The sequence below is a fragment of the Xenorhabdus sp. TS4 genome (assembly GCF_014467265.1).
GTDB classification, from domain to species: domain Bacteria; phylum Pseudomonadota; class Gammaproteobacteria; order Enterobacterales; family Enterobacteriaceae; genus Xenorhabdus; species Xenorhabdus ehlersii.
The window spans coordinates 46,460-68,192 of the sequence record NZ_NKHQ01000024.1 but is presented as its reverse complement, the minus strand read 5'-3'; the positions used below and the strand labels follow the sequence as shown (position 1 = coordinate 68,192).

Here is a 21,733-nt window from a genome sequence, read left to right as displayed (position 1 = left end):
TCTTTTCCATAGGGTTTAATTCATTGTTTAAATTATGTTATTTATAATAAGGGAAATGTGAGGATATGCATAGATTTCAGCGAACACCACCCGCAATGAGTTTGACTTGGTGAATTTTCGGATAGTGCTCAGAAATCTTTTTTTGATGCAGCCACCAGCGCAGGTAATTTACGTCATGGCGATGTGAGTTGAATAACAGGCCAATGATACTGCCGCTATGAGCAACGTTCAGGCCATAAATGCCTGTCTGCTCGACTAAATCCCGCAGTTGATCAAAACAGGGTTTCGGTAGTATCGATTGGCTGGCGATGGCGCTTAATGTGCAAGCTTCCCCAAGGCGGTAATTGTCGTGCCGTTGATTCGCTGTATGGAATTGCCACCATGCTTGTTGGAATAAACAGGTGTTATCTTGCCATTGTGCGCGATGATCCTGTTGGTGATATTCTTCTGTCAAAATGGTTTGTGGACTTTCCAACAGCAAAATATCGATATCCGGTTGCCAGTCAAAGGGGATTTGCGTCTGGGCCGTGAGATGATCAAATAAGGTTAATCGCTTAAATATCGTACTGTCTGTTGGCTCCAGTTTGACACAGAGTTGCGCTAGCTCTGTGCTTTTCAGTGATTTGCCCAATAATCTGGCGGTGGCTTGGGCGGTAGCGGCAATATCTGCTGTGCTGCTGGCCATGCCTTTGGCGACTGGAATTGTCGATTGGTATTCAATACGCAAACCAAAAGTCAATTCTGGTGGCTCCTGCCAGTAATCCAGCAGTAAATTTACCATCTGGCGCATACGTGGTCGTTCGTGCGGTATAGGAATACCTTCGCTAACGGAAACACAACTGAACCAATTGATTGGGCAGGAGATTAACTTTTCTCCGCCAAACAGCCATCCTTGTAGCAGTTCTCCACAGGAAGCGGGACAAGAGGCTTCAGCCATAGGCAAAAACCTGCTGCATGGCTGCGATTAGGCGCTGATTTTCCCACGCACTGCGTACAGCTATGCGATAGTAACGTTCGTCTAACCCTGCATAATTTTTACAATGGCGAATTAACAACCGATGTTTAAGCAAAGCGTGCCATAAATCAACATTGGGTTGATTGCAGCGGAAGAACAGAAAATTAGCCGATGGCGGCCAGACAATCAGTTCAGGAAAAGTTGAAAGCTGAGTCCATAGATAGTGTTGCTGCGATGTTAGCCATTGATGTGTGGCAGCAATATAGTCATGTTCATCAAATAAAATCTCACCAACTCGCGCAGCAAAGGCATTAATTGACCACGGTTCACGTCGATTTTTCATCTCTGCGATCCCTGCTATATTTCCGCTGACTAAATAGCCTAAGCGTAACCCAGGGATAGCAAAAAACTTGGTCATTGAACGCAATATATAAAGATGCTTAGTGACAGTAAGTTGCGGAATCAGCCCTCGGTTATCAGGGAGAAAATCAATAAAGGATTCATCAACAATCAGCGAAATCTTTTGTCGCTCACAATATTCCACCAGCGATTGCATAAATTGGGTATCTGGCATTAATCCGGTAGGGTTATTGGGTGTGGCGATAAAAACGCAATCGGGTTGAATCGTGGAAAGTGTATCTAGCAGGTGTAAATCAGGTTGAAATCCGGCTTCCTCTGTCAATGGATAGTCGATAATTTCTGTTCCAATTTGCTGCAAGGCTCGTCGATATTCAGCAAATCCTGGGATAAAAAGCAAAGCTCGCTTGGGATTGAGGTAACGGGTGACGGCATAGATCAGTTCTGTTGCACCATTGCCTGCTATTACTGAGTTGTAATCGCATTGATGGGTCTCTGCGATCGCCTGATGCAAGTGGCGATATTCCACATCTGGGTACTTTTCAATATCAGCAAGACTATTTTTGATTAATGCCTTAACCCGTTCTGGAGCACCTAGTGGATTGATATTGGCACTGAAATCAATCAGCTCATCGGCTGGAAGACCATATTGCTGGGCAATGCCAATGATATTACCGCCATGTTCACTCATGGTATTGCTCCGTAAGTGGGAGGGAAGGAGAGCATTGACCCTAAATTGACGACATCACCAACCACAATCAGTGCGGGTGCATGCAGATCCTTCTCTTCCGCTTTTGCAGCCAGGGTTTCCAGTGTGCCTGTAACACTCTCTTGTTTGGGGTGGCTGGCATACATGATCACCGCAGCAGGTGTTGTGGGGGATTTACCATATAGCATCAACTGTTGGCAGATCTCCATCAGGCGGGTCATTCCCATTAGAATAACCAATGTTCCTTCCAATTGAGCGAGTATTTCCCAGTTCTGTTGTTCGTTGTCTTGAGAAGTATGTCCGGTCACAACGTGGAAACCCGATGCATAATTGCGGTGGGTTATAGGGATGCCGGCATAGGCCAATCCACCAATTGCGGAACTGATCCCCGGAATGATTTCAAATTTGATACCATGTTGTGACAGCACTTCCGCTTCTTCCCCTCCACGGCCGAAGACATAGGGATCGCCACCTTTTAGGCGAACAACCCGTTTCCCCGCCTGTGCATGCCTTACCAGAATTTGATTAATCTCTTCCTGTGGGATGGGGTGGTAATCATGTTCTTTCCCAACGTTAATAATTTTACAATGGTCTGGTACCTGAGCAATAAGTTCAGGATTGACGAGACGGTCATGGACAATGACATCCGCCGATCGGATACAGTGCAGCCCTTTGACCGTGATTAAACCTGCATCACCAGGGCCGGCTCCCACTAACCATACGTTACCTTTATTCATTGGATTACCTCTATGGAATTAAAATATAAATTATCAAAGGGAAAAATATATTTTCATCAGGATGGTGAGGTTCTGTTTTTTATTTTTATAAAGGACGGTTTATTCTGACTTATACTTTTTTATTTATTGCTTTATGGATGGTTTCCTCTTTTCCTTATGAGTGGTGTTATGTCGATTTAAATTTTTTGTAATTATTGCTTTAATGTGGGGTAAGTAAAGTTGATTTATATCAATGTTCGTATTCTTAAGTATGAATTATTTTCAAATCGAATTTTGTTATCTGTTGAAAATATTTGTCAATATTAAAGTTTCTTTATTGAGGTAATGATTTTAATCTCATTGTTTTTTAATTAATTCAATGTGTTATGTTGGATTATTGATTGCATGGTTTGTGGTTGTATATTAGTTTCTATTTTGTTTGAAATAAAAATAGTGTTTAAAAATTAATAATCATGAACAAGATCACAAAAATAATAAAGGGTGTTTTTATAAAAATGAAAAATGTGTATTTTGAAAATAAATCTATTTTTCTATTTTATTTTTATGCGAAATTAATATTGTGATAATGCTTTTTATTAAGTTGCTTATTTGTTACGAGATAAAGGGATTGTAGATATCCGCGTTATCCATGAAATATTAATTGTTTTGTCGAAAATGAACTAAAAGACTTTTATTTGATAAATATCAATGAATGAGAATATGAGTTGCAGATTTAAAACTAATACCGATTTTAACACCAATACAAAATTTACATGTTTTGGGGTAAGCACATGCAACAGAAACATGCTTTTGTCATTGCAGGTACAGGTAGCGGATGTGGTAAGACAACAGTTGCGCTGGGCATCATGCGAGCCTTGATGAACCGTTCACTGCGGGTACAGCCTTTCAAAATCGGGCCTGATTATCTGGATGGTGGTTGGCATCGTGCTGTGACGGGAGTCGCTTCATGTAATCTTGATGCTTTCATGCTACCCGAACCTATCCTGAATGGTTTGTTTAACCAAGCTATGGTTGAGCAAGATATTGCCGTAATTGAAGGGGTTATGGGGTTGTATGATGGCTATGGTATTGATCCCAACTATTGCAGTAGCGCGGCAATGGCAAAACAACTTGGCTGTCCGGTGGTTTTATTGGTGGATGGTAAGGCGGTTTCCACCTCAATTGCCGCTACAGTGATGGGGTTTCAACAATTTGATCCAGCGGTCAACATTGTGGGTGTGCTGATCAATCGCGTCAATCGGGATAGCCATTTTCAGTTATTAAAACAAGCGATTGAAAGTTATTGCGGTATTCCTGTTTTGGGGCGGCTCCCGGTGATGCCAGAGGTTACCCTTCCTTCCCGCCATCTCGGGCTGATCCCTGCGCAAGAACAAGTCAGTCAACGCGAAGAATGCTGGACTCGTCTGGCTCAGCAGATCGAAGCTTCGGTGGATTTGGATAAGTTGCTGGCATTAACCCAGCTATCTTCCTTGCCAAAAGGAAATATCGATTCCCTTATTGATCCCGCGATGGGGCAAGGCTTAACGCTGGCTCTGGCAGAAGATGAGGCATTCCATTTCTATTACCCTGATAACCTGTTGTTGTTGGAAAAAGCCGGTGTGACTATCAAACGGTTTAGCCCCCTGCATGATCATCAGTTGCCTGAATGCCAGATGATCTATTTGGGTGGAGGATACCCTGAAATTTATGCCCAAGCCTTATCTTCCAATCACGCTATGCATACGGCATTACGTCAGGCGCAGCAAAAAGGTATCCCTATTTATGCGGAATGCGGCGGCTTGATGTATCTCGGCGATGCCCTGACAGATGCGGACGGTGTATGGCATGGCATGGTGGGGTTAATTGCCGGTGAAAGCCAGATGGGAGATCACCTGAAACGTTTTGGTTACTGCGAAGCCACGGCAATGTGTGATACGCCGTTAGTGGCGAAAGGAGAAACGCTGCGCGGGCATGAATTCCATTACTCGGATTTTATTTCGACTCAACCTCCTGTTTTTCAATGTGTTAAATGGTGTGATCCAACAGGAACATTAAAAACAGTGCAGAAAAGTTGGCTGGGAGGCTACCAGAATGGCAATACTCTGGCGGGCTATCTGCATATTCATTTTGCCCAACGCCCCAATTTTCTCCATCGCTGGCTGACGATGGCACGGAGGCTGTTATGACAGTCTTACTGTGGTTTGCGGCTTTTATTCTGGATATGAAATTGGGTGATCCCCCTCATTGGCCGCATCCCGTGCGCTGGATAGGGCAACTTACTCACCAGACTGAGCAGCTTATTCGCCGGATTTGCCAAACCGAAACCGACTTGAAATGGGGCGGTGTATTGTTATGGCTGGTGGTAGTAGGGAGTGTTTGGCTGGCGAGCTATTGGGTTTTGCAATTGGCTTATGGCATGACGTTTTGGCTGGGATGTTTGGTTGAAGTTTGGCTGATTTATACCGTGTTGGCAGGACGTAGCTTGGGTGATGCGGCAAACGCTGTTTATCAGGCATTGCGTCAGGGGGATTTGGACGTCAGCCGTAAGCAGCTTGCCAACATTGTCGGTCGGGACACTTGCCAATTGCAAACGCCACAAATCAGCCGTGCTGCGATTGAAACCGTGGCTGAAAACAGTGTGGATGGGGTGATTGCCCCATTGTTCTTCTTAATGCTTGGCGGTGTTCCGCTTGCCATGACTTATAAGGCAATCAATACCCTCGATTCAATGGTGGGCTATAAAACGCCTCGTTATCGGGCACTGGGGATGTTTTCGGCACGTATGGATGATGTGGCGAATTGGCTGCCTGCCCGTTTGGGTTGGCTTCTGCTGGCAATAGCCGCGAAATGGCAGGGATTAGATTTTAGGCAGGCGCTACGCATTGGCTGGCGTGATCGCTACCAACACAGTAGTCCCAATAGTGGCTGGCCGGAAGCAACTGTAGCAGGGGCATTGGGCATCCGTCTTGGTGGACCGAATGTCTACTTTAATCAGCTTGTCGAAAAACCGTGGATTGGTGATGCAAGGCGTGAAGTCACGCCTGTCGATATCCCACAGTCTGTTCAGATGATGGTGGTGGCATCAGTGATGGCGCTCCTGTTGTTTGCGCTGCTGCATAGCCTGGTCAGTGTGATGGTGTAAGGAGGAAACAGCATGAGCGATTACATCCGACAACCCCAACAGATCGAAAGAAATAGCTTTGACATTATCAGCCAGCTTATTTTCGAATCGCGGCCTGATTATCGTTTTGTGAATGCGGATCAAGAAGCAGTGATCAAACGGGTGATCCATACTACCGCTGATTTTGATTGGCTTGATATTCTCTATTTTTCCCCCGATGTCTTGCACCTCATTCGCGACGGTATCTTGCGTGGCTGTACGTTATATACCGATACGACAATGGCGCTATCTGGCATCAATAAAACGCGTCTGGCTCAGTATGGTAGCGAATGCCGTTGTTATGTCAGCGATCCCCGCGCCATTCAAATGGCAAAAGCCCAGCAAATTACACGTTCAATGGCGGCAGTCGATCTGGCCCTGCAAGAACCGGGGGAGAAGATTTTTGTCTTTGGCAACGCTCCGACTGCGCTGTTTCGTTTGATGGAACATCAAGTTGCACCCATTGCAGTCGTTGGTGTGCCTGTTGGGTTTGTTGGCGCAGAAGAATCAAAGAATGCCCTGATCAATAGCGGATTAAGCTGTATTGCAGCAAAAGGGCGCAAGGGAGGCAGCAATATTGCCGCTGCCATTACCAACGCCATTTTGTATCGGATGCCGGAGGTAAGGCATGAATGAAATCAGTGAGACGCAAACTAATGGCCTCGGAACAGTTTGGCATCGGGGAAAGCAGTATCGCAAGGGTTACACCACGGGATCTTGTGCTACAGCCGCCGCTCGGGTTGCTGCATTGATGATCTTGCGTCAGCAGATTATTCATCAGGTTTCGATTGTCACACCTTCTGGTGTCACCCTGGTCTTGAATGTCGAGCAACCTTTGATTGAAGGACAACAGGCGATTGCGGCTATCCGCAAAGACGGTGGCGATGATGTGGATGCAACCCACGGTATGTTGATTTTTGCCCGTGTCTCCCTGAATGACAGCAAAGTGATCACATTGGATGGCGGTGAAGGTATTGGCAGGGTAACGCGAGTGGGGGTTGGTTTGCCCATTGGCTGGGCAGCCATTAATAAAACCCCACGGCATACCATTGAAGAAGCAGTACGGGAGGTAATCGGTCCGTACCGTGGGGCAGATATCGTCATCTTCGCCCCTGAAGGTGAGGAACGGGCGAAGCAAACCTATAACGACAGGTTGGGAATTAAGGGCGGTATTTCGGTTATTGGCACGACTGGCATTGTGACGCCGATGTCGGAAGAGAGCTGGAAACGTTCTCTGGCGCTGGAATTAGAAGCCAAACGTGCCGATGGGCTGGATCGCATTATTTTTGTGCCGGGAAATCACGGTGAACGTTTTGTCAGCCAGCAGTTGGGTATTGATGGGAATTATGTCGTCACGATGAGTAATTTTGTCGGTTATATGTTGCAAGAAGCCGTGCGTCTGGAGTTCCGCCATATAGTTCTGGTAGGGCATGTCGGCAAGTTGGTAAAAATCGCTGCCGGTATCTTTCATACCCACAGCCATATTGCTGATGGTCGCATGGAAACGCTGATTGCCAATCTGGCCTTAATAGGCGCACCTTTCGAACTGATTCAGGCTGTGGATCAATGTGATACCACCGAAGCGGCCATTGAGTTGATTGCAGAACAGGGCTGGCAGGCCGTGTACCAACAAATTGCCCGGAAAATCTGCGGGCGTATCGACCAAATGCTACGTTTCGCCAGTGGTAAGCCGCAGTGTGACGCCATTCTATTCTCTTTTGATAACCAGGTCTTGGGCTGCAATCGGCCTGTGGACGCGATAGTGAAGGATTTTATGGAGGATTGCCGATGATCACCGTTGTTGGTATTGGCCCCGGCGCTGTTGCAAACCAAACATTGGCTGCGTTGGAGGCTATCAGACAGGCTGAAGTGTTGGTCGGAGGAAAGCGCCATCTTGCCGAATTTCCTCATTTCAAGGGGGAAACCCGCCGTTTGGATGCTGATGTGGATGGATTGATGCAATGGCTTGAACAGAATCAGCATCGGCAAATTATTGTGCTGGCTTCGGGTGATCCCCTCTTTTATGGCATCGGTAAACGAATCACTGAGCATTTTTCTGGACAAAATACCCGCATTATCTCCGGCATCAGCTCGATCCAATATTTGTGCGCCCAGATTTTGCTGGATATGAACGACATTTACCTGACCAGCAGTCACGGACGTAAACCGGATTTTGATTGGCTACTGCAACACGAAAAAATCGCCATGGTAACGGATGACGTTATTGGCCCTTACCAGATTGCGCAAGAGATTCTGGCGCGTGGGCAGCAGCGTCGCATGGTGATTGGTAAAAATTTATCCCATGAACATGAACAAATTATTTGTTTGCACGCGGAACAGGTCGCGCACCGCGGCGACATTGATTATGGCCTGAATGTAGTGGTGATTTTAAATGGTGAACCTGAATGAAAGATGAACTGTTTTTGCGCGGTCATCGCATCCCCATGACCAAAGAAGCGGTTAGGGCGCTGGCATTGGAGCGATTGGAACTGGAAAAAGCCAGCCGTCTTATCGATGTTGGTGCGGGTACTGGCAGCGTCAGTATTGAAGCGGCATTGCGCTATCCCGCATTGGATATCCTCGCCATTGAACGCAAGGAAGATGCCTTGTTACTGCTTGCTGAAAATGTTCAGCATTTTGGCTGTCATAGGGTTCGTATCCAGTCTGGTATTGCTCCTATGCCATTAGACAATACCGCAGAAGCTATTTTCATTGGCGGAACGGGTGGATATCTGACAGAAGTCATTGATTGGGCATTGCTACACCTGAACCCAGGTGGGCGTCTGGTGATGACTTTTATCCTGCTGGAAAACTTCACGCAAGCATTGTCGCACCTGAAATCCTGTCGTGTGAGCGCGCTTGATGGACGTGAAATTCAGGTGGGAGAACTGACAGCACTAGGGCAAGGACATTATTTCAAACCCAACAATCCCACTTATTTGCTGTCTTGCCAGAAAGAGTCTGAGCAAAAGGAGCAGGATGATGCCTGAATATATTAACTCTGCACAGATAGATAACGTCAGTTTTGATACTGAAAAAGTCTGGTTTGTTGGTGCAGGGCCAGGGGATAAGAGCCTGATTACTCTGAAAGGTTATCAATTATTACGTCAGGCCCAAGTGGTGATTTATGCCGGTTCGCTGATTAATCGGGAGTTACTGGATTATTGCCGTGCAGATGCCGAATGCCATGACAGCGCGAGATTGACGTTATCGGAAATCACGGAATTGATGGTGAATGGTGTGAAAGCGGGCAAATTGGTGGTTCGCCTGCAAACGGGAGATTTATCGCTGTTTGGCTCCATACGTGAACAGGCCGAAGAACTGGCAAATCATGCTATTGGTTTTGTCTCTGTGCCTGGGGTGAGTTCGTTTCTTGGCGCTGCTGCGCAGTTGGGCGTGGAGTACACCGTGCCCGAAGTCGCGCAAAGTTTGATTATCACCCGTATGGAAGGCAGAACGCCAATGCCGCCACGGGAAACGCTGGAAGCCTTTGCTGCCCACCAAACTTCGATGGCGATCTTCCTTTCGGTACAGAACATGACAGAGGTTATGGCTCGGTTAATTCAGGGGGGATATGGGCAGGAAACCCCTGTTGCCGTAGTTTACAAGGCAACCTGGCCGGATTGCCAGATTGTGCGGGGAACATTGGCGACGATTGCTGAACAGGTACGTAGCGCCGGCATCCGTAAAACGGCTTTGATCCTGGTGGGTGCTTTTCTTGGCGAAGAGTATCACTACTCAAAATTGTACGATGCGAGGTTCAGCCATGAATACCGTAGCACCTGACTTAATATCACCTAACACCGTATCATCTAAGACAATGTCACCTAACAAAGAATATGCCTTGTTTTGCCTGACAGAAGGGGGCATGGCGTTGGCTCGCCGCTTGCAATCTCATTTAGCGATGGATTGTTTCACTTCCCCTGAATTGGTGGAGAGTGAATTTACGGATGCCAGTAGCAGGTTTATGGCATTTGAAGGTGGTTTTGCTAATACGGTACGTAAGGTATTCACCCAATACGGTGCGTTGATCATGGTTGGTGCAACGGGGATCACTATTCGGGTTATCGCCCCGCTGCTCAAGGACAAAATGACCGATCCGGCGGTTGTCGTATTGGATGAAAAAGGGCAGTTTGCTATCAGTTTATTGTCGGGGCATATGGGGGGGGCGAATAAGCTGGCACAACAGATCGCAGATATTCTCGATGGTCAGGCGGTGATCACCACTGCAACAGATGTTAATCAGGTCGCCGCATTGGATCTGTTATCGCAAGAAATTGATGGAAAAATGGAAAATTTCCGTGCCAATGTCAAAACCGTTAATCAAATGCTGGTCAGTGGCAAGCGGGTAGGAATTTGGTGGCATCCCAACTTAGACGATGAAAAAGATCGCTATGACACGCGCGGTTTCATTCCAGTTGATGTTCTGGAAGATCGGCCTGAGCTGGACGCTCTGGTATACATCAGCTATGAACGAACAAATCTGGCACTGGCAATCCCCACTTTTAAATTAATTCCGCGCCGTATCGTTGCAGGCATGGGTTGTCGGCGGGGAGTGGAAGCGGAACGGCTCGCAGAATTATTGGATCACCATCTGGCGGAACATAACCTTGAACCCTTGGCGCTAAAAGCCGTCGGCAGTGTCGAACTGAAAAAAAACGAGCCGGCGTTAATCCAATTGGCACAAGAGCGTCAAATTCCATACCAAATTTTCTCTGTTAATCAGCTTGCCCAGTGTGAACAGGCATTTCCGGTCTCTGAATTTGTCCGAAAAACAGTGGGCATAGGCTGTGTCTCCCAACCGGTAGCCTGGCTAATGAGCCAGGGGCACTTGGTTGGTCATACCCTGCGTGAGCAGGGCGTCACCATCACATTAGGAGTATTGCATCCATGTTAACTGTCATTGGAATTGGTCCCGGCAGCGAAGCCATGATGACGCAGGAAGCAATTGCTGCATTGAAAGCGGCTGACATCGTGGTGGGTTACAAAACCTACACTCATCTGGTGAAACCACTGGTAGGCGATAAAGAAATTATTAAAACCGGCATGTGCAAAGAGATTGAGCGTTGCCAGACAGCCATTGAGCTGGCCGAGCAGGGTAAAAATGTGGCGGTAGTTTGTAGCGGTGACGCGGGTATTTATGGCATGGCTGGCTTGATTTTGGAGTTGGTCAGCCAGCAAAAGCGCAATGTAGAAGTTCGGCTGGTGGCGGGAGTGACGGCGAGTACGGCTTGCGCCACTTTGCTTGGTGCACCATTGATGCATGATTTTTGTCATATCAGCCTAAGCGATCTGCTCACCCCGTGGGAGGTAATTGAAAAGCGGGTGCAGGCTGCGGCAGAAGCCGATTTTGTGGTCTGTTTCTATAATCCCCGCAGTCGCGGACGAGAAGAACATTTGGCACGGGCATTTTCCTTGATGGCTCCGTGGAAATCACCAGAAACTCCCGTGGGTGTGGTGAAAGCGGCAGGGCGAAAACAGGAGGATAAATGGCTGACGACTTTTGGCTCAATGGATTTTTCCCGTGTTGATATGCGCAGTCTGGTGATAGTGGGCAATCAGTCAACGTATATACGTGATGGGCTGATGATCACGCCGAGAGGGTATAAGTTATGAAACGGCCATTGATCCACATTTTTGGCGGTACGAGCGATGCCCGCCAGATTTGTGTGATGATGGATATTGCCGGCATAGATTATGGCTTGTCAGTGGCAACCCCGGCGGGAGCACAGCAGGCGATGGGTATTCGCGGTGAAATTGTTACTGGCAGGATGGAAGCCGAAGAGATGGCCGAATATCTGCAAAAGCGAGGGACGAAAATGGTGATTGATGCATCCCATCCTTATGCCGAACGGCTGAGTCAAAACATTGTCGATGCTTGCCAAAAGTTGGGCATCCCTCTGATTCGTTATATCCGCCCCAGCGATATTGATGCTGTTGAACATCCTCTTGTCTATAAAGTAGCAACCATTAAGCAGGCGTGTGAAATAGCAGCCAATTTGGCAACCCGTATTTTGCTGACAACCGGCAGTAAGCAATTAGCCGACTATATGGCTTACCTGCAAGGAAAAACCGTGCTGGCTCGTGTATTGCCCACCGCAGAAGTTTTGGCGATGTGTGAAGCCTGTGGCTTATCAGTTGATCAGATTTTTGCCCTGAAAGGTCCATTCAGTGCCGATTTCAATCGGGCATTTTACCAGTTTTGTCAGGCGGAGGTTGTCATTACCAAAGAGTCTGGTGAACAAGGAGGTTTCAGGGAAAAAGTGGAGCCATGCCTTTCCCTTGGGCTGCCCTGCATCGTGCTCTGTCGCCCAGAGCAACAATTTGCAGGTGAGAGGATCACGCAGGCCAACGGATTGGAAGAGATGGCACAGTTATTGGCGAATGTTTGCATGTAAATAGACCAATAAGGAAAAGCGAAATGAAAAAAGCATTATTGGTGATAAGTTTTGGAACCAGTTATCCAGAAACGCTGAAAAACAATATTGAAGCCTGTGAGCAGCAATTGGCCTCAGTGTTTCCAGACAGGGAACTATTTCGGGCATTTACCTCTGGCATGATCATTCGCAAATGGCGTCAACGCGATGGCATTCACATCGATACTCCCCATGATGCACTGACCAGATTGCATCACGCAGGTTATCACGATGTTGCTGTTCAATGCCTGCATATCATTAATGGCGATGAATATGAAAAGGTGCGGCGTGAGGTTGAGAAATTTCGTCCTCGTTTTAAGCGGTTGGTGCTGGGTACGCCTCTACTTAGCCACTTTGATGATTACCTGAAATTGATGCAGGCATTGCGCCACCAGCTTCCTCGGTTGGCAGAGAATGAATGTGTTGTTTTTATGGGACACGGTACAACCCACCCTGCTTTTTCTGCTTATGCCTGTCTGGATCACCTGATGAGCCACTACCATTTTCCGGCACGGGTAGGCGCGGTGGAAAGTTATCCCGAACTTCCTCTGATCATCAAGGGATTAAAAGAGCAAAAGATCCGCAAAGCTTATTTGATGCCATTGATGCTGGTGGCAGGCGATCATGCCACCAATGATATGGCTTCAAATGAAGAAGACTCCTGGAAATCACAGTTAGAGAATGCGGGGATCGTCGCGATCCCCTGGTTACAGGGATTGGGGGAAAACCCGATGATTCGGCAAATGTTTGTCGATCACCTTGCTTACGCGCTAAATGATCAGGAGAAAGCCTTATGAACGAAACAGCAAAAGCAGGAAAATTGTATGTTATGGGCGTTGGCCCAGGTGCCAGTGATCTGATGACTGTACGGGCTGCGCGTATTCTTTCTGAGCTTGATGTGATCTATACCCCAACGGGAAAAAAAGGCGCCAAAAGTTTTGCTCACTCCATCATTGAAGAGTACCTTTCGCCGAAAACGGAAGTTTGCACTTACCATTTTTTAATGAAAGCCGACATGGCAGCAAAACAAGCGGTGTGGGATGAAGTGGCGCACGCTTTGAAAGAGGCAGTGGATAATGGCAGGAAAGTCGGTTTTATCACTTTGGGCGATCCGATGCTGTTTAGTACATGGGTATTTCTTTTGCAGCGGTTGGTATCGCAACAGATGACCTCTCCCTCATGGTTGGAAATTGTACCGGGGATAACCTCATTTTCTGCCATTGCCGCAACCAGTGCGATGCCACTGGCGATGGAAGATCAGACATTGGCTGTCATTTCCTGTACCGCTTCTGAAGTTGTCTTAGAGCAAGCATTACTCAATCACGACTGCATTGTCCTGATGAAAGTCTATTCGCGTTTTCCCCTGATCCGTGACCTGCTGCAACGTCACAATCTATTAGAACATGCATTGATGATGGCTGATGCCACTTTGCCGACTGAACAATGTTGGCGCAATCTCGCCACACTGTCCTTCAGTGAAAAAGAATGGGAGCAGGGATTGTCGTATTTTTCAACGATTTTGGTTAATAAAAACTGGCAATTATCAAGGTGAATGATAATGGGATGCCTATGGCGGATAAAAGTACACGGTGAACTAGGGAGGAAATAGAATGACATTATCGCTGATGGTTCAGGGAACGGCATCTGATGCAGGTAAAAGTGTGCTGGTAGCCGGATTTTGTCGGATATTTGCACAGGATGGTTATCGTTGCACTCCCTTTAAATCACAGAATATGGCACTTAATTCTGGGGTTACCGCAGATGGCAAAGAGATGGGACGAGCGCAGATATTTCAGGCGGAAGCAGCGGGGATTACGCCGGATGTACGCATGAATCCTGTATTGTTGAAACCCACCAGCGATCGCAAGGCCCAGGTGGTTTTTATGGGGAAAGTGATGTGCAGCATGAATGCGGTGGAATATCACGAATATAAACCCCAATTGCTCCAGCAGATTCTGATGGCATATAACGGGTTAGCGGCAGAAACGGATATCATGGTGTTAGAGGGGGCGGGCAGTCCGGCTGAGATCAATTTGCGTGATCGCGATATTGTTAATATGGGGATGGCTGAATTAGTGGATGCTCCGGTCATTTTGGTAGCAGATATTGATCGTGGTGGTGTATTTGCATCCATCTACGGCACATTAGCCTTGCTTAAACCTGAAGAAAAAGCCCGTATCAAGGGGGTGATCATCAATAAATTTCGCGGTGATGTCTCTTTGTTGCAATCAGGGATCGATCAGATCGAAGCCTTGACACAAGTCCCGATATTGGGGGTGTTGCCGTGGCTGGATCTTGATTTGGAAGATGAAGACAGTGTCGCTTTGCAGGTGGGTAAATATGGTCGTCAGCGGCAAAAAACAGAAGATTGTCTGGTTGTTGCTGTCATCCAATACCCCCATATTGCCAATTTCACCGATTTTAATGCGCTGGCAGCTCAACCGGATGTGCTTTTGCGTTATGTCTCCGAACCTTCTGAACTTCAGGGAGCCGACCTTATTATCCTTCCCGGCAGCAAGAATACATTGGCAGATTTGGCATGGTTAAAAATCAAAGGGTTTGGGCAGGCAATTATCACAGCCCGGCAGAAAAATGTGCCGATTATCGGGATCTGTGGTGGTTATCAAATGTTAGGTAAGCAGATCGTGGATGGGGTGGAATCCGGCTTAACTCAAATGGCAGGATTAGGTTTATTGGATACGGAAACCCACTTTGCCAGTGAAAAACAGACTGCACAGGTTAGGGGCGTAGTAGTGCCTGCATTGTCAGGTATGCTGAAATTATGCAGCGAACAACCGATTTCGGGTTATGAAATCCATATGGGAACCACTCGGCTTGGTAAGCAGGCAATGCCTTTTGCCCAAATATATTGGTGCAATGGCGAAGAAAAAAATAGTGAAGAAAAAAACGGGCTTGATGGTGCAGTTGCTCAAGATGGTTTGGTAATGGGAAGTTACCTGCATGGTCTGTTCGATGAAAACACGTTTACTCGCCCATTATTAAATCAATTGCGGATAAGAAAAGGCTATGTTCCACTGGAAAATGTGGCCTTTAATTACTGCCAGCACAAAGAAAAACAATTCAATAGGTTGGCTGCCAGTATGCGTGAGCATCTGGATATCGCGCAGATTTATCAATTAATGCATGAACACACATCTGGCGGAGTTATGCCATGATTTTGGTGACAGGCGGGGCTCGCAGTGGCAAAAGTACCTACGCTGAACGCCTGCTCGCTAAACGGTGCGAGCGGGTGTTATATATCGCGACGGCACAGGTCACAGATGAAGAGATGGCAGCTCGTATTGAGCGGCATAAACAGGAGCGTCCGGCACATTGGCGAACCTGGGAAGGCCATCAAAATTTAGGCTCAGTTATTCGCCAGCACCGCCAATCCCAAGAAGGCGTTATACTAGAATGTGTTACCACATTAATTGCCAACTTGTTGTTTGACTTATCGGGGGGTGTATCACCTGATAACCTTGATTTCGCACCATTGGAGGTAGTTATCCATCATCAGATCGATGACCTGATTGATGCTAGTCTGATGTGTCCGATGCCAGTATATTTGGTGACCAACGAGTTGGGGATGGGCATTACACCTGAAAACCGATTGGCACGCCATTTTGTCGATATTGCTGGACGTGCTAACCAAAAGTTGGCACAAGCGGCTGAAGAAGTCTGGCTGATGGTTTCGGGCATTGGAGTGAAGATTAAATGAAACTGCACCTTTTTTGGGCCACACTACAATTTATGACACGGCTTCCAATCCCGCAAAAGTGGGCGGAAGGCGTCGATTTTCGTCAATATTGGCGTGGTGTGCCTTATTTTCCATTGATTGGGTTAATTGTTGGTGGTTTGGCGGGCTTGGTATCACTTTCGATCAGCCAGTCGGGTGGGGGAATGTATATTGGTGCGATGGGTTATGTGTTGGCTTTGGCTTTATTGACAGGAGGGTTACATTTAGATGGATTGGCGGACACGAGTGATGGGCTTTTTTCCTCCCGCCAGCGAGAAAAAATGCTGGAGATCATGCGCGATAGTCGGCTTGGAACTTATGGCGGTGTTGGGTTAATTTTCTGTATCTTGCTTAAAACATTCGCTGTCGTTGAATTATCTTATCATCCCCCCCTCTATTTGCTTGCCCTGTTGACCTGCGCATCGATTGTCGGACGTACAGCCGTGGTGCTTTTAATGTATGCGCAACGTGATGCCCGTGAAGGTGAGGGAATGGGAAGCAGTTATATTGGCCAAATTAGCTTTTCTGCAACGATGCTGACTTTGTTGACTGGTGTTGTGTTGGTAATGGCTCTGGGGAATTGGCAAACCTTGTCGGCAATGATGGCGTCATTGCTTGTGGTTTACGGGCTTGCCTTCTATTTCAATTATCGCCTTGGTGGACAAACTGGCGATACGCTGGGGGCTTCCATTGAGGTAGGGGAAATTGTTTTTTTGATAGCAATGATTTGGCAATAAACAAAGTCAATCAGGAGAAGCAAGGAGCTTACAGTATTGTCGATACCCATGTGGGATACCACGTTGAGCATGTTCAACGCTCGGACAGAATGTCAGTTGGATGGATAAACATGACACTACAATCATTGATTGATGCGATCCAACCTCTGGATCGGAAAAACATGGAAAAAGCGGCACAGCACATTGACAGCTTAGTCAAGCCATTGGGAAGTTTGGGGCGTCTTGAAGCATTGGCGATACAACTATCGGGTATGCCTGGCATTGTTGGTCTACAAAACCTGCGAAAAGAGATTATCGTCATGTGTGCTGATCATGGTGTATATGACGAAGGTGTGGCTATTTCACCTAAAAACGTTACGACCATACAGGCACGCAATATGTTGAAAGGGTTAACAGGTGTTTGTGTGCTGGCGAAAAACAGTGGAACGCATGTTTTGCCTGTGGATATTGGCATAGATTGTGATCCTATCGAACAAATGTTGTCCCTTAAAATCGCACGAGGTTGCGGCAATATTGCCAAAGGGGTTGCAATGGATTATGAACACGCTGAAATGCTGTTGCTGACAAGCGCACAATTGGTGCAACAACGCATTGCGGCAGGAATAACGGTATTTGGTATTGGAGAGTTAGGTGTTGCTAATACGACTGCGGCAGCCGCAGTTATCAGTGTCCTGACAGGAAGTGATCCCCGTGATGTGGTTGGGTTAGGCGCTAATTTACCTTCTGAGCGGCTAGCGCATAAACAATCCATTGTACGGCAGGCTATTGCCATCAATCAGCCAGATAACAAAAACGCCATTGATGTACTGGCAAAAGTGGGAGGATTTGAGCTTGTCGGCATGGCCGGTGTGATTCTGGGAGCGGCAGCTTCTGGTGTACCGGTGATACTTGATGGTTTCTTGTCCTATGCGTCAGCATTAGCGGCATGTCAACTATCCCCTATGGCACGGAATTATTGCATCCCTTCCCATATGTCGGCAGAAAAAGGTGCTGCGCTGGCGTTACAATATTTGAATTTGCAACCCTACTTGCATTTAGATTTGCGTCTTGGTGAGGGTAGCGGTGCGGCCATGGCTATGTCCCTGATTGATGCAGCCTGCTTGATGTATTGCCATATGGGGAAATTGGCAAGTAGTGGGATCAGTCTGCCGGCGTTAGAAAGGCCGCACGTAATAGCGCCGTCTTTAAACATATAAATTAAGTCCAAGGGATTAATTTATCGTTATTGTCTTTATGCTGGTTATATCAGTCTTTGACACGTTTTCTCAATTGATCTTTTACAACTTTGCCATTGGCATTTCGCGGTAAAGTTAAAAAAGTATATCCTTTGGGGCGTTTATAACGTGCTACTACTGTACAAATATAATCATTTAACTCTTGCTCTGTGATTGATGCATTTTCGTCGAGTTCAATAAAAGCATGGGGAACTTCTCCCCAATAGGGGTCGGGTTTTGCCACAACAGCGGCAGCCAAAACACCCGGGTAACTGGACAGGGCATTTTCTAACTCAAGACTGGAAATATTCTCACCACCGGAAATAATGATATCTTTTTTTCTATCGATGATTTTGATATAGCCATCAGGATCGACGACGGCTAAATCACCAGTATAAAACCATTGGTTGGTGATCTCTGGTATAACCTGACGTACAGGATCATAAGCTGCTACGATATTACCGCGAATAGCGATCTCGCCAATGGTTTTGCCATCAAAAGGAACGGCTGAGTTATTTTTATCAATAACACTCACCTGCCCTTGTAAATTAGAAACAATTCCCTGACGCATCCGTTTTAAGACTTTTTCTGATTCTGGTAGTGCTTGCCATTCATGCTTATTTTCACAAACAACTACAGGACCATAAGTTTCGGTTAATCCATAAACATGGGTTGCATTGATACCGACCTCGTCCAGCAATGAAAACATCATTTCTGTCGGTGGTGCACCAGCAATCAAGCCATAAACACGGCCACCAAAATGCTTTTTATGCTTTTGCGTTATCTTGCCTAAAGAGTAGTGAATAATCGGGGCACCACAATAGTGGGTTACGTGATGTTCCTGGATCAGTTGCATTGCTTCTTCTGCATCAAATTTTCTTATGCAGATATGTGTGCCTGCTCGTGCCGCAACTGTCCACGGGAAACACCATCCATTGCAGTGAAACATGGGAAGAGTCCATAAAAAGGTGGGAGTCCTGGGCATGTCCCAATCCAGGATATTAGAAATAGCATTTAAAAATGCCCCACGGTGAGAATAAACAACCAGTTTCGGTTGCCCACTGGTGCCTGAAGTGGAATTGATACTGATAGCGGCTTGTTCGTCAATTTGGCTGAATGAGAGTGTCTTTGATGAGTGTTCGGTTATCAGTGATTCGTAAGATATAAATTCATGTCCGGCAGGAGATATAGGAATAGTTGAGTTGTTTTCATCAACAATAATTATCTTAATTGGATTATTGAAAGAGACATTATTTAATAGTGAAAGATAACTTTTGTCGATAAATAATATTTTGGGATGCAGTTTTTCAAAAACAAAATTTAATGTGGCTGCATCTGTTCGGGTACTCAAGGCATTGAGGATAGCACCGGACAAAGGAACAGCAAAATGTAACTCAAGCAATTCATGGATATTGGGTAAAATAGCCGAGACTACGCTTCCTTTATCCACACCCATTTGTTGGAGTGAGATAGCAATCCTTTCACAGCGATTGGCATATTGGTGCCAGGTCCAACGCTGTTTTCCATCAATAATGGCTATATCATTACCATTGCTTAATACAGCCCTTTTAAGAAATAAAATCGGTGATAATGCTGTACCGGTATATTCATGTAAGAATGAATTATCGAGAATCATATTCTTCACTCCATATTATTATCGTTAACAAAATGTTGTGTTCTTTAAAAATAATCTCTGGCAGAAGAATAAGCAATGTCGGGAAAATTTAAGGAGGGATCTTTATTTCAATTTTTCATGTAAATAACGTGATTTTATTTTATGTTTTTTAATGTGCTGCTTTCATTTATTAAGCTTGATAAAGTCACGGTTTAAAAATAAATTGAAGAATTATATTTTAGATAATAAAAAAACACTCACCACTAATACAAAAGGAAAAGCTATGTTCAATTTAGCAGGAAAAATTGCTTTTATTTCAGGTGGAACCAAAGGTATTGGCACGGGAATTGCCAAGGTATTGAAGCAAGCTGGTGCTGTTACCATTATTGCCGGCACTGATAAGCTGAGAGGAGAAGCCATTGCCAAAGAGCTGGAAGTTGATTTCATTCCCCTTGATGTGACTGATCAGACAGCATGTAAAAATGTGATTGCTCAGATTGTTGAAAAGTACGGTAGGCTCGATATTCTTTGTTCCAATGCAGGTATTTTTCCACAGCATTATTTGAAAGATATGACTGCGGAAGATTGGGATTTAGTGCACGCAGTCAACCTTAAAGGGACATTTTTCCTGGTGCAAGCTGCGCTGAATGTTATGGAAAAGCAGCGCTACGGGCGTGTTGTTATCACTTCATCAATAACAGGTGAGATAACGGGCATTCAGGGTTACAGTCACTATGGTGCCAGTAAGGCAGGGCAACTAGGGTTTATGCGCAGTGCAGCATTGGAATACGCAGGACAAGGTATCACCATTAATGCGGTTATGCCAGGCATGATTATGACGGAAGGCTTAAAGTCATTTGGTGATGAATTTCTCAGTTATGCGAAAGATAGCACGCCAATGCGGGCTTTGGGTACGCCTGAAGATATTGGCTATGCTGCCTGTTTCCTGGCTTCCGATGAAGCAAAATATATTACTGGGCAAACAATTGTCGTTGATGGTGGGCAGGTTTTGCCAGAAGTACAGGAGGCCTGATTCTTTTACAAAGATTGTCGTAAGACAGTAGAAAAAGGTAAAATGTCTATCCAGTAAACACAGGGAGGGGGTCTTTGTTCTCTTCCTGATTTTTTATTGTCTGAATCAGGTAAGAAATATTATGTCACTGAATTATGAGCGTAAATCTCTTCCACTGCCAAATGGGAACAAAAAAGTCTTGTTGCACTCATGTTGTGCACCATGTTCTGGGGAAGTGATGGAAGCAATGTTGGCTTCAGGAATTGATTTCACAATATTTTTCTATAACCCGAATATTCATCCCCTGAAAGAATACGAACTGCGTAAAGATGAAAATATCCGTTTTGCTCAGGAGATGGGCATTCCTTTTATCGACGCCGATTACGACCGTGATAATTGGTTTGAACGCGCGAGAGGAATGGAAAATGAGCCTGAACGCGGTATTCGTTGCACAATGTGTTTCGATATGCGTTTCGAACGAACAGCACTTTATGCCTATGAACATGGTTTCCCGGTGATTACCAGCTCACTCGGTATTTCTCGCTGGAAAAATATGCAGCAAATCAATGAATGTGGGGTTCGTGCTGCTTCCCGTTACCCTGACTTGATGTATTGGGAATATAACTGGCGTAAAGGGGGCGGATCTGCTCGTATGATAGAAATCAGTAAACGAGAAGAGTTCTATCAGCAGGAATATTGTGGTTGTATTTACTCGCTGCGGGATACTAATCGCCATCGTCTGGCTACCGGCCGTGAAAGAATTAAATTAGGTACAGTCTTTTATAGTGCAGATAGCAAGCAAAAAGAATAAAAAAAGCCTGCGCGGAAGCAGGCCAAAAATACGGCAAATACAAAAATCCCTGGTGGTGACTTAGAGCTTAGTCGGATTAGCTCTAAACAGTGATGAGTCACCATGACTATATGTGAGATGAGATACTGCCGTCCAATGGATTGCACAGATCAATAAGAGGAGATTGATCGATAAAAACGATCATACATGATTTAGGCAATATCTTAGCCTAATTGTGGTTGCGGCTTTTCAGTTTGATCTAAACAAGTTTATATAAAACTGAAAAGCCTTGATTTATGGAATATAGCACTAACTA

The 21,733-nt window shown here is 45.9% G+C and carries 22 protein-coding genes; 18 read left to right on the top strand and 4 right to left on the bottom strand.

The window, feature by feature from the left end:
• Positions 1–76 precede the first annotated feature (76 nt).
• From Xets_RS11715 to cobA, 3 genes are read right to left on the bottom strand one after another with little or no spacing between them, the layout of a single operon-like run.
• Positions 77–937 (bottom strand): GHMP kinase, encoded by an 861-nt coding sequence (locus tag Xets_RS11715; RefSeq protein ID WP_187651709.1) that lies wholly within the window; start codon positions 935–937, stop codon positions 77–79.
• The gene (cobD, locus tag Xets_RS11710) at positions 930–2,003 is read right to left on the bottom strand and encodes a threonine-phosphate decarboxylase CobD (protein WP_099131666.1); all 1,074 of its coding nucleotides are present in this window, start codon (positions 2,001–2,003) and stop codon (positions 930–932) included. The genes Xets_RS11715 and cobD overlap by 8 nt, the downstream gene beginning before the upstream one ends.
• Positions 2,000–2,758 (bottom strand): uroporphyrinogen-III C-methyltransferase, encoded by a 759-nt coding sequence (gene cobA, locus Xets_RS11705; protein WP_099131667.1) that lies wholly within the window; start codon positions 2,756–2,758, stop codon positions 2,000–2,002. Before cobA ends, cobD begins: the two co-directional genes overlap by 4 nt.
• Before the next feature lie 770 nt (positions 2,759–3,528).
• On the opposite strand from cobA, the gene Xets_RS11700 reads away from it, so the two are divergent.
• The 16 genes from Xets_RS11700 (at position 3,529) to cobT (ending at position 17,982) form a co-directional block, all read left to right on the top strand.
• Positions 3,529–4,923 carry a cobyrinate a,c-diamide synthase gene (locus Xets_RS11700; RefSeq protein WP_187651708.1) on the top strand — a complete coding sequence of 465 codons (1,395 nt, stop codon included), beginning with the start codon at positions 3,529–3,531 and terminating at the stop codon, positions 4,921–4,923.
• Positions 4,920–5,879: an adenosylcobinamide-phosphate synthase CbiB gene (cbiB, locus tag Xets_RS11695; RefSeq protein WP_099131669.1), complete on the top strand. Its 960-nt coding sequence runs from the start codon at positions 4,920–4,922 to the stop codon at positions 5,877–5,879. Before Xets_RS11700 ends, cbiB begins: the two co-directional genes overlap by 4 nt.
• 12 nt (positions 5,880–5,891) lie before the next feature.
• A complete protein-coding gene (locus tag Xets_RS11690; protein WP_187651707.1) occupies positions 5,892–6,533 on the top strand; it encodes a cobalt-precorrin-8 methylmutase in 642 nt (213 codons plus the stop codon).
• Positions 6,526–7,689, top strand: coding sequence for a cobalt-precorrin-5B (C(1))-methyltransferase CbiD (cbiD, locus tag Xets_RS11685; RefSeq protein WP_099131671.1), 1,164 nt, complete (start codon positions 6,526–6,528; stop codon positions 7,687–7,689). Before Xets_RS11690 ends, cbiD begins: the two co-directional genes overlap by 8 nt.
• Positions 7,686–8,306 (top strand): cobalt-precorrin-7 (C(5))-methyltransferase, encoded by a 621-nt coding sequence (locus Xets_RS11680; protein ID WP_099131672.1) that lies wholly within the window; start codon positions 7,686–7,688, stop codon positions 8,304–8,306. The genes cbiD and Xets_RS11680 overlap by 4 nt, the downstream gene beginning before the upstream one ends.
• Positions 8,303–8,887: a decarboxylating cobalt-precorrin-6B (C(15))-methyltransferase gene (locus Xets_RS11675; protein WP_099131673.1), complete on the top strand. Its 585-nt coding sequence runs from the start codon at positions 8,303–8,305 to the stop codon at positions 8,885–8,887. Before Xets_RS11680 ends, Xets_RS11675 begins: the two co-directional genes overlap by 4 nt.
• Positions 8,877–9,683: a cobalt-precorrin-4 methyltransferase gene (locus tag Xets_RS11670; RefSeq protein ID WP_370588230.1), complete on the top strand. Its 807-nt coding sequence runs from the start codon at positions 8,877–8,879 to the stop codon at positions 9,681–9,683. The genes Xets_RS11675 and Xets_RS11670 overlap by 11 nt, the downstream gene beginning before the upstream one ends.
• Entirely contained in the window at positions 9,664–10,794 is a 1,131-nt protein-coding gene (gene cbiG, locus Xets_RS11665) for a cobalt-precorrin 5A hydrolase (protein WP_370588229.1), read from the top strand. Before Xets_RS11670 ends, cbiG begins: the two co-directional genes overlap by 20 nt.
• Positions 10,788–11,513 carry a precorrin-3B C(17)-methyltransferase gene (locus Xets_RS11660; RefSeq protein ID WP_099131676.1) on the top strand — a complete coding sequence of 242 codons (726 nt, stop codon included), beginning with the start codon at positions 10,788–10,790 and terminating at the stop codon, positions 11,511–11,513. The genes cbiG and Xets_RS11660 overlap by 7 nt, the downstream gene beginning before the upstream one ends.
• Positions 11,510–12,295 carry a cobalt-precorrin-6A reductase gene (locus tag Xets_RS11655; RefSeq protein WP_187651706.1) on the top strand — a complete coding sequence of 262 codons (786 nt, stop codon included), beginning with the start codon at positions 11,510–11,512 and terminating at the stop codon, positions 12,293–12,295. The genes Xets_RS11660 and Xets_RS11655 overlap by 4 nt, the downstream gene beginning before the upstream one ends.
• Positions 12,296–12,318: 23 nt before the next feature.
• Positions 12,319–13,110, top strand: a complete 792-nt coding sequence (locus Xets_RS11650) for a sirohydrochlorin cobaltochelatase (protein WP_187651705.1) — start codon at positions 12,319–12,321, stop codon at positions 13,108–13,110.
• A complete protein-coding gene (locus tag Xets_RS11645) occupies positions 13,107–13,865 on the top strand; it encodes a cobalt-factor II C(20)-methyltransferase (RefSeq protein WP_099131679.1) in 759 nt (252 codons plus the stop codon). The genes Xets_RS11650 and Xets_RS11645 overlap by 4 nt, the downstream gene beginning before the upstream one ends.
• 58 nt (positions 13,866–13,923) lie before the next feature.
• Complete coding sequence (locus Xets_RS11640) at positions 13,924–15,489, top strand: cobyric acid synthase (protein WP_187651704.1); 1,566 nt, start codon at positions 13,924–13,926, stop codon at positions 15,487–15,489.
• Complete coding sequence (gene cobU, locus Xets_RS11635; RefSeq protein WP_099131681.1) at positions 15,486–16,031, top strand: bifunctional adenosylcobinamide kinase/adenosylcobinamide-phosphate guanylyltransferase; 546 nt, start codon at positions 15,486–15,488, stop codon at positions 16,029–16,031. The genes Xets_RS11640 and cobU overlap by 4 nt, the downstream gene beginning before the upstream one ends.
• Positions 16,028–16,786, top strand: coding sequence for an adenosylcobinamide-GDP ribazoletransferase (gene cobS, locus Xets_RS11630; protein ID WP_099131682.1), 759 nt, complete (start codon positions 16,028–16,030; stop codon positions 16,784–16,786). The genes cobU and cobS overlap by 4 nt, the downstream gene beginning before the upstream one ends.
• 110 nt (positions 16,787–16,896) lie before the next feature.
• Positions 16,897–17,982 carry a nicotinate-nucleotide--dimethylbenzimidazole phosphoribosyltransferase gene (gene cobT / locus Xets_RS11625; RefSeq protein ID WP_099131683.1) on the top strand — a complete coding sequence of 362 codons (1,086 nt, stop codon included), beginning with the start codon at positions 16,897–16,899 and terminating at the stop codon, positions 17,980–17,982.
• 49 nt (positions 17,983–18,031) lie between these two features.
• Here cobT and Xets_RS11620 read toward each other — a convergent pair whose 3' ends face one another.
• Positions 18,032–19,636, bottom strand: a complete 1,605-nt coding sequence (locus tag Xets_RS11620) for an AMP-binding protein (protein ID WP_187651703.1) — start codon at positions 19,634–19,636, stop codon at positions 18,032–18,034.
• Positions 19,637–19,898: 262 nt separating this feature from the next.
• Between Xets_RS11620 and Xets_RS11615 the strand changes: the two genes are divergently transcribed.
• Complete coding sequence (locus Xets_RS11615; RefSeq protein ID WP_187651702.1) at positions 19,899–20,648, top strand: SDR family NAD(P)-dependent oxidoreductase; 750 nt, start codon at positions 19,899–19,901, stop codon at positions 20,646–20,648.
• A gap of 121 nt (positions 20,649–20,769) precedes the next feature.
• The gene (locus Xets_RS11610) at positions 20,770–21,438 is read left to right on the top strand and encodes an epoxyqueuosine reductase QueH (RefSeq protein ID WP_099131686.1); all 669 of its coding nucleotides are present in this window, start codon (positions 20,770–20,772) and stop codon (positions 21,436–21,438) included.
• The last annotated feature ends 295 nt before the right edge of the window (positions 21,439–21,733 follow it).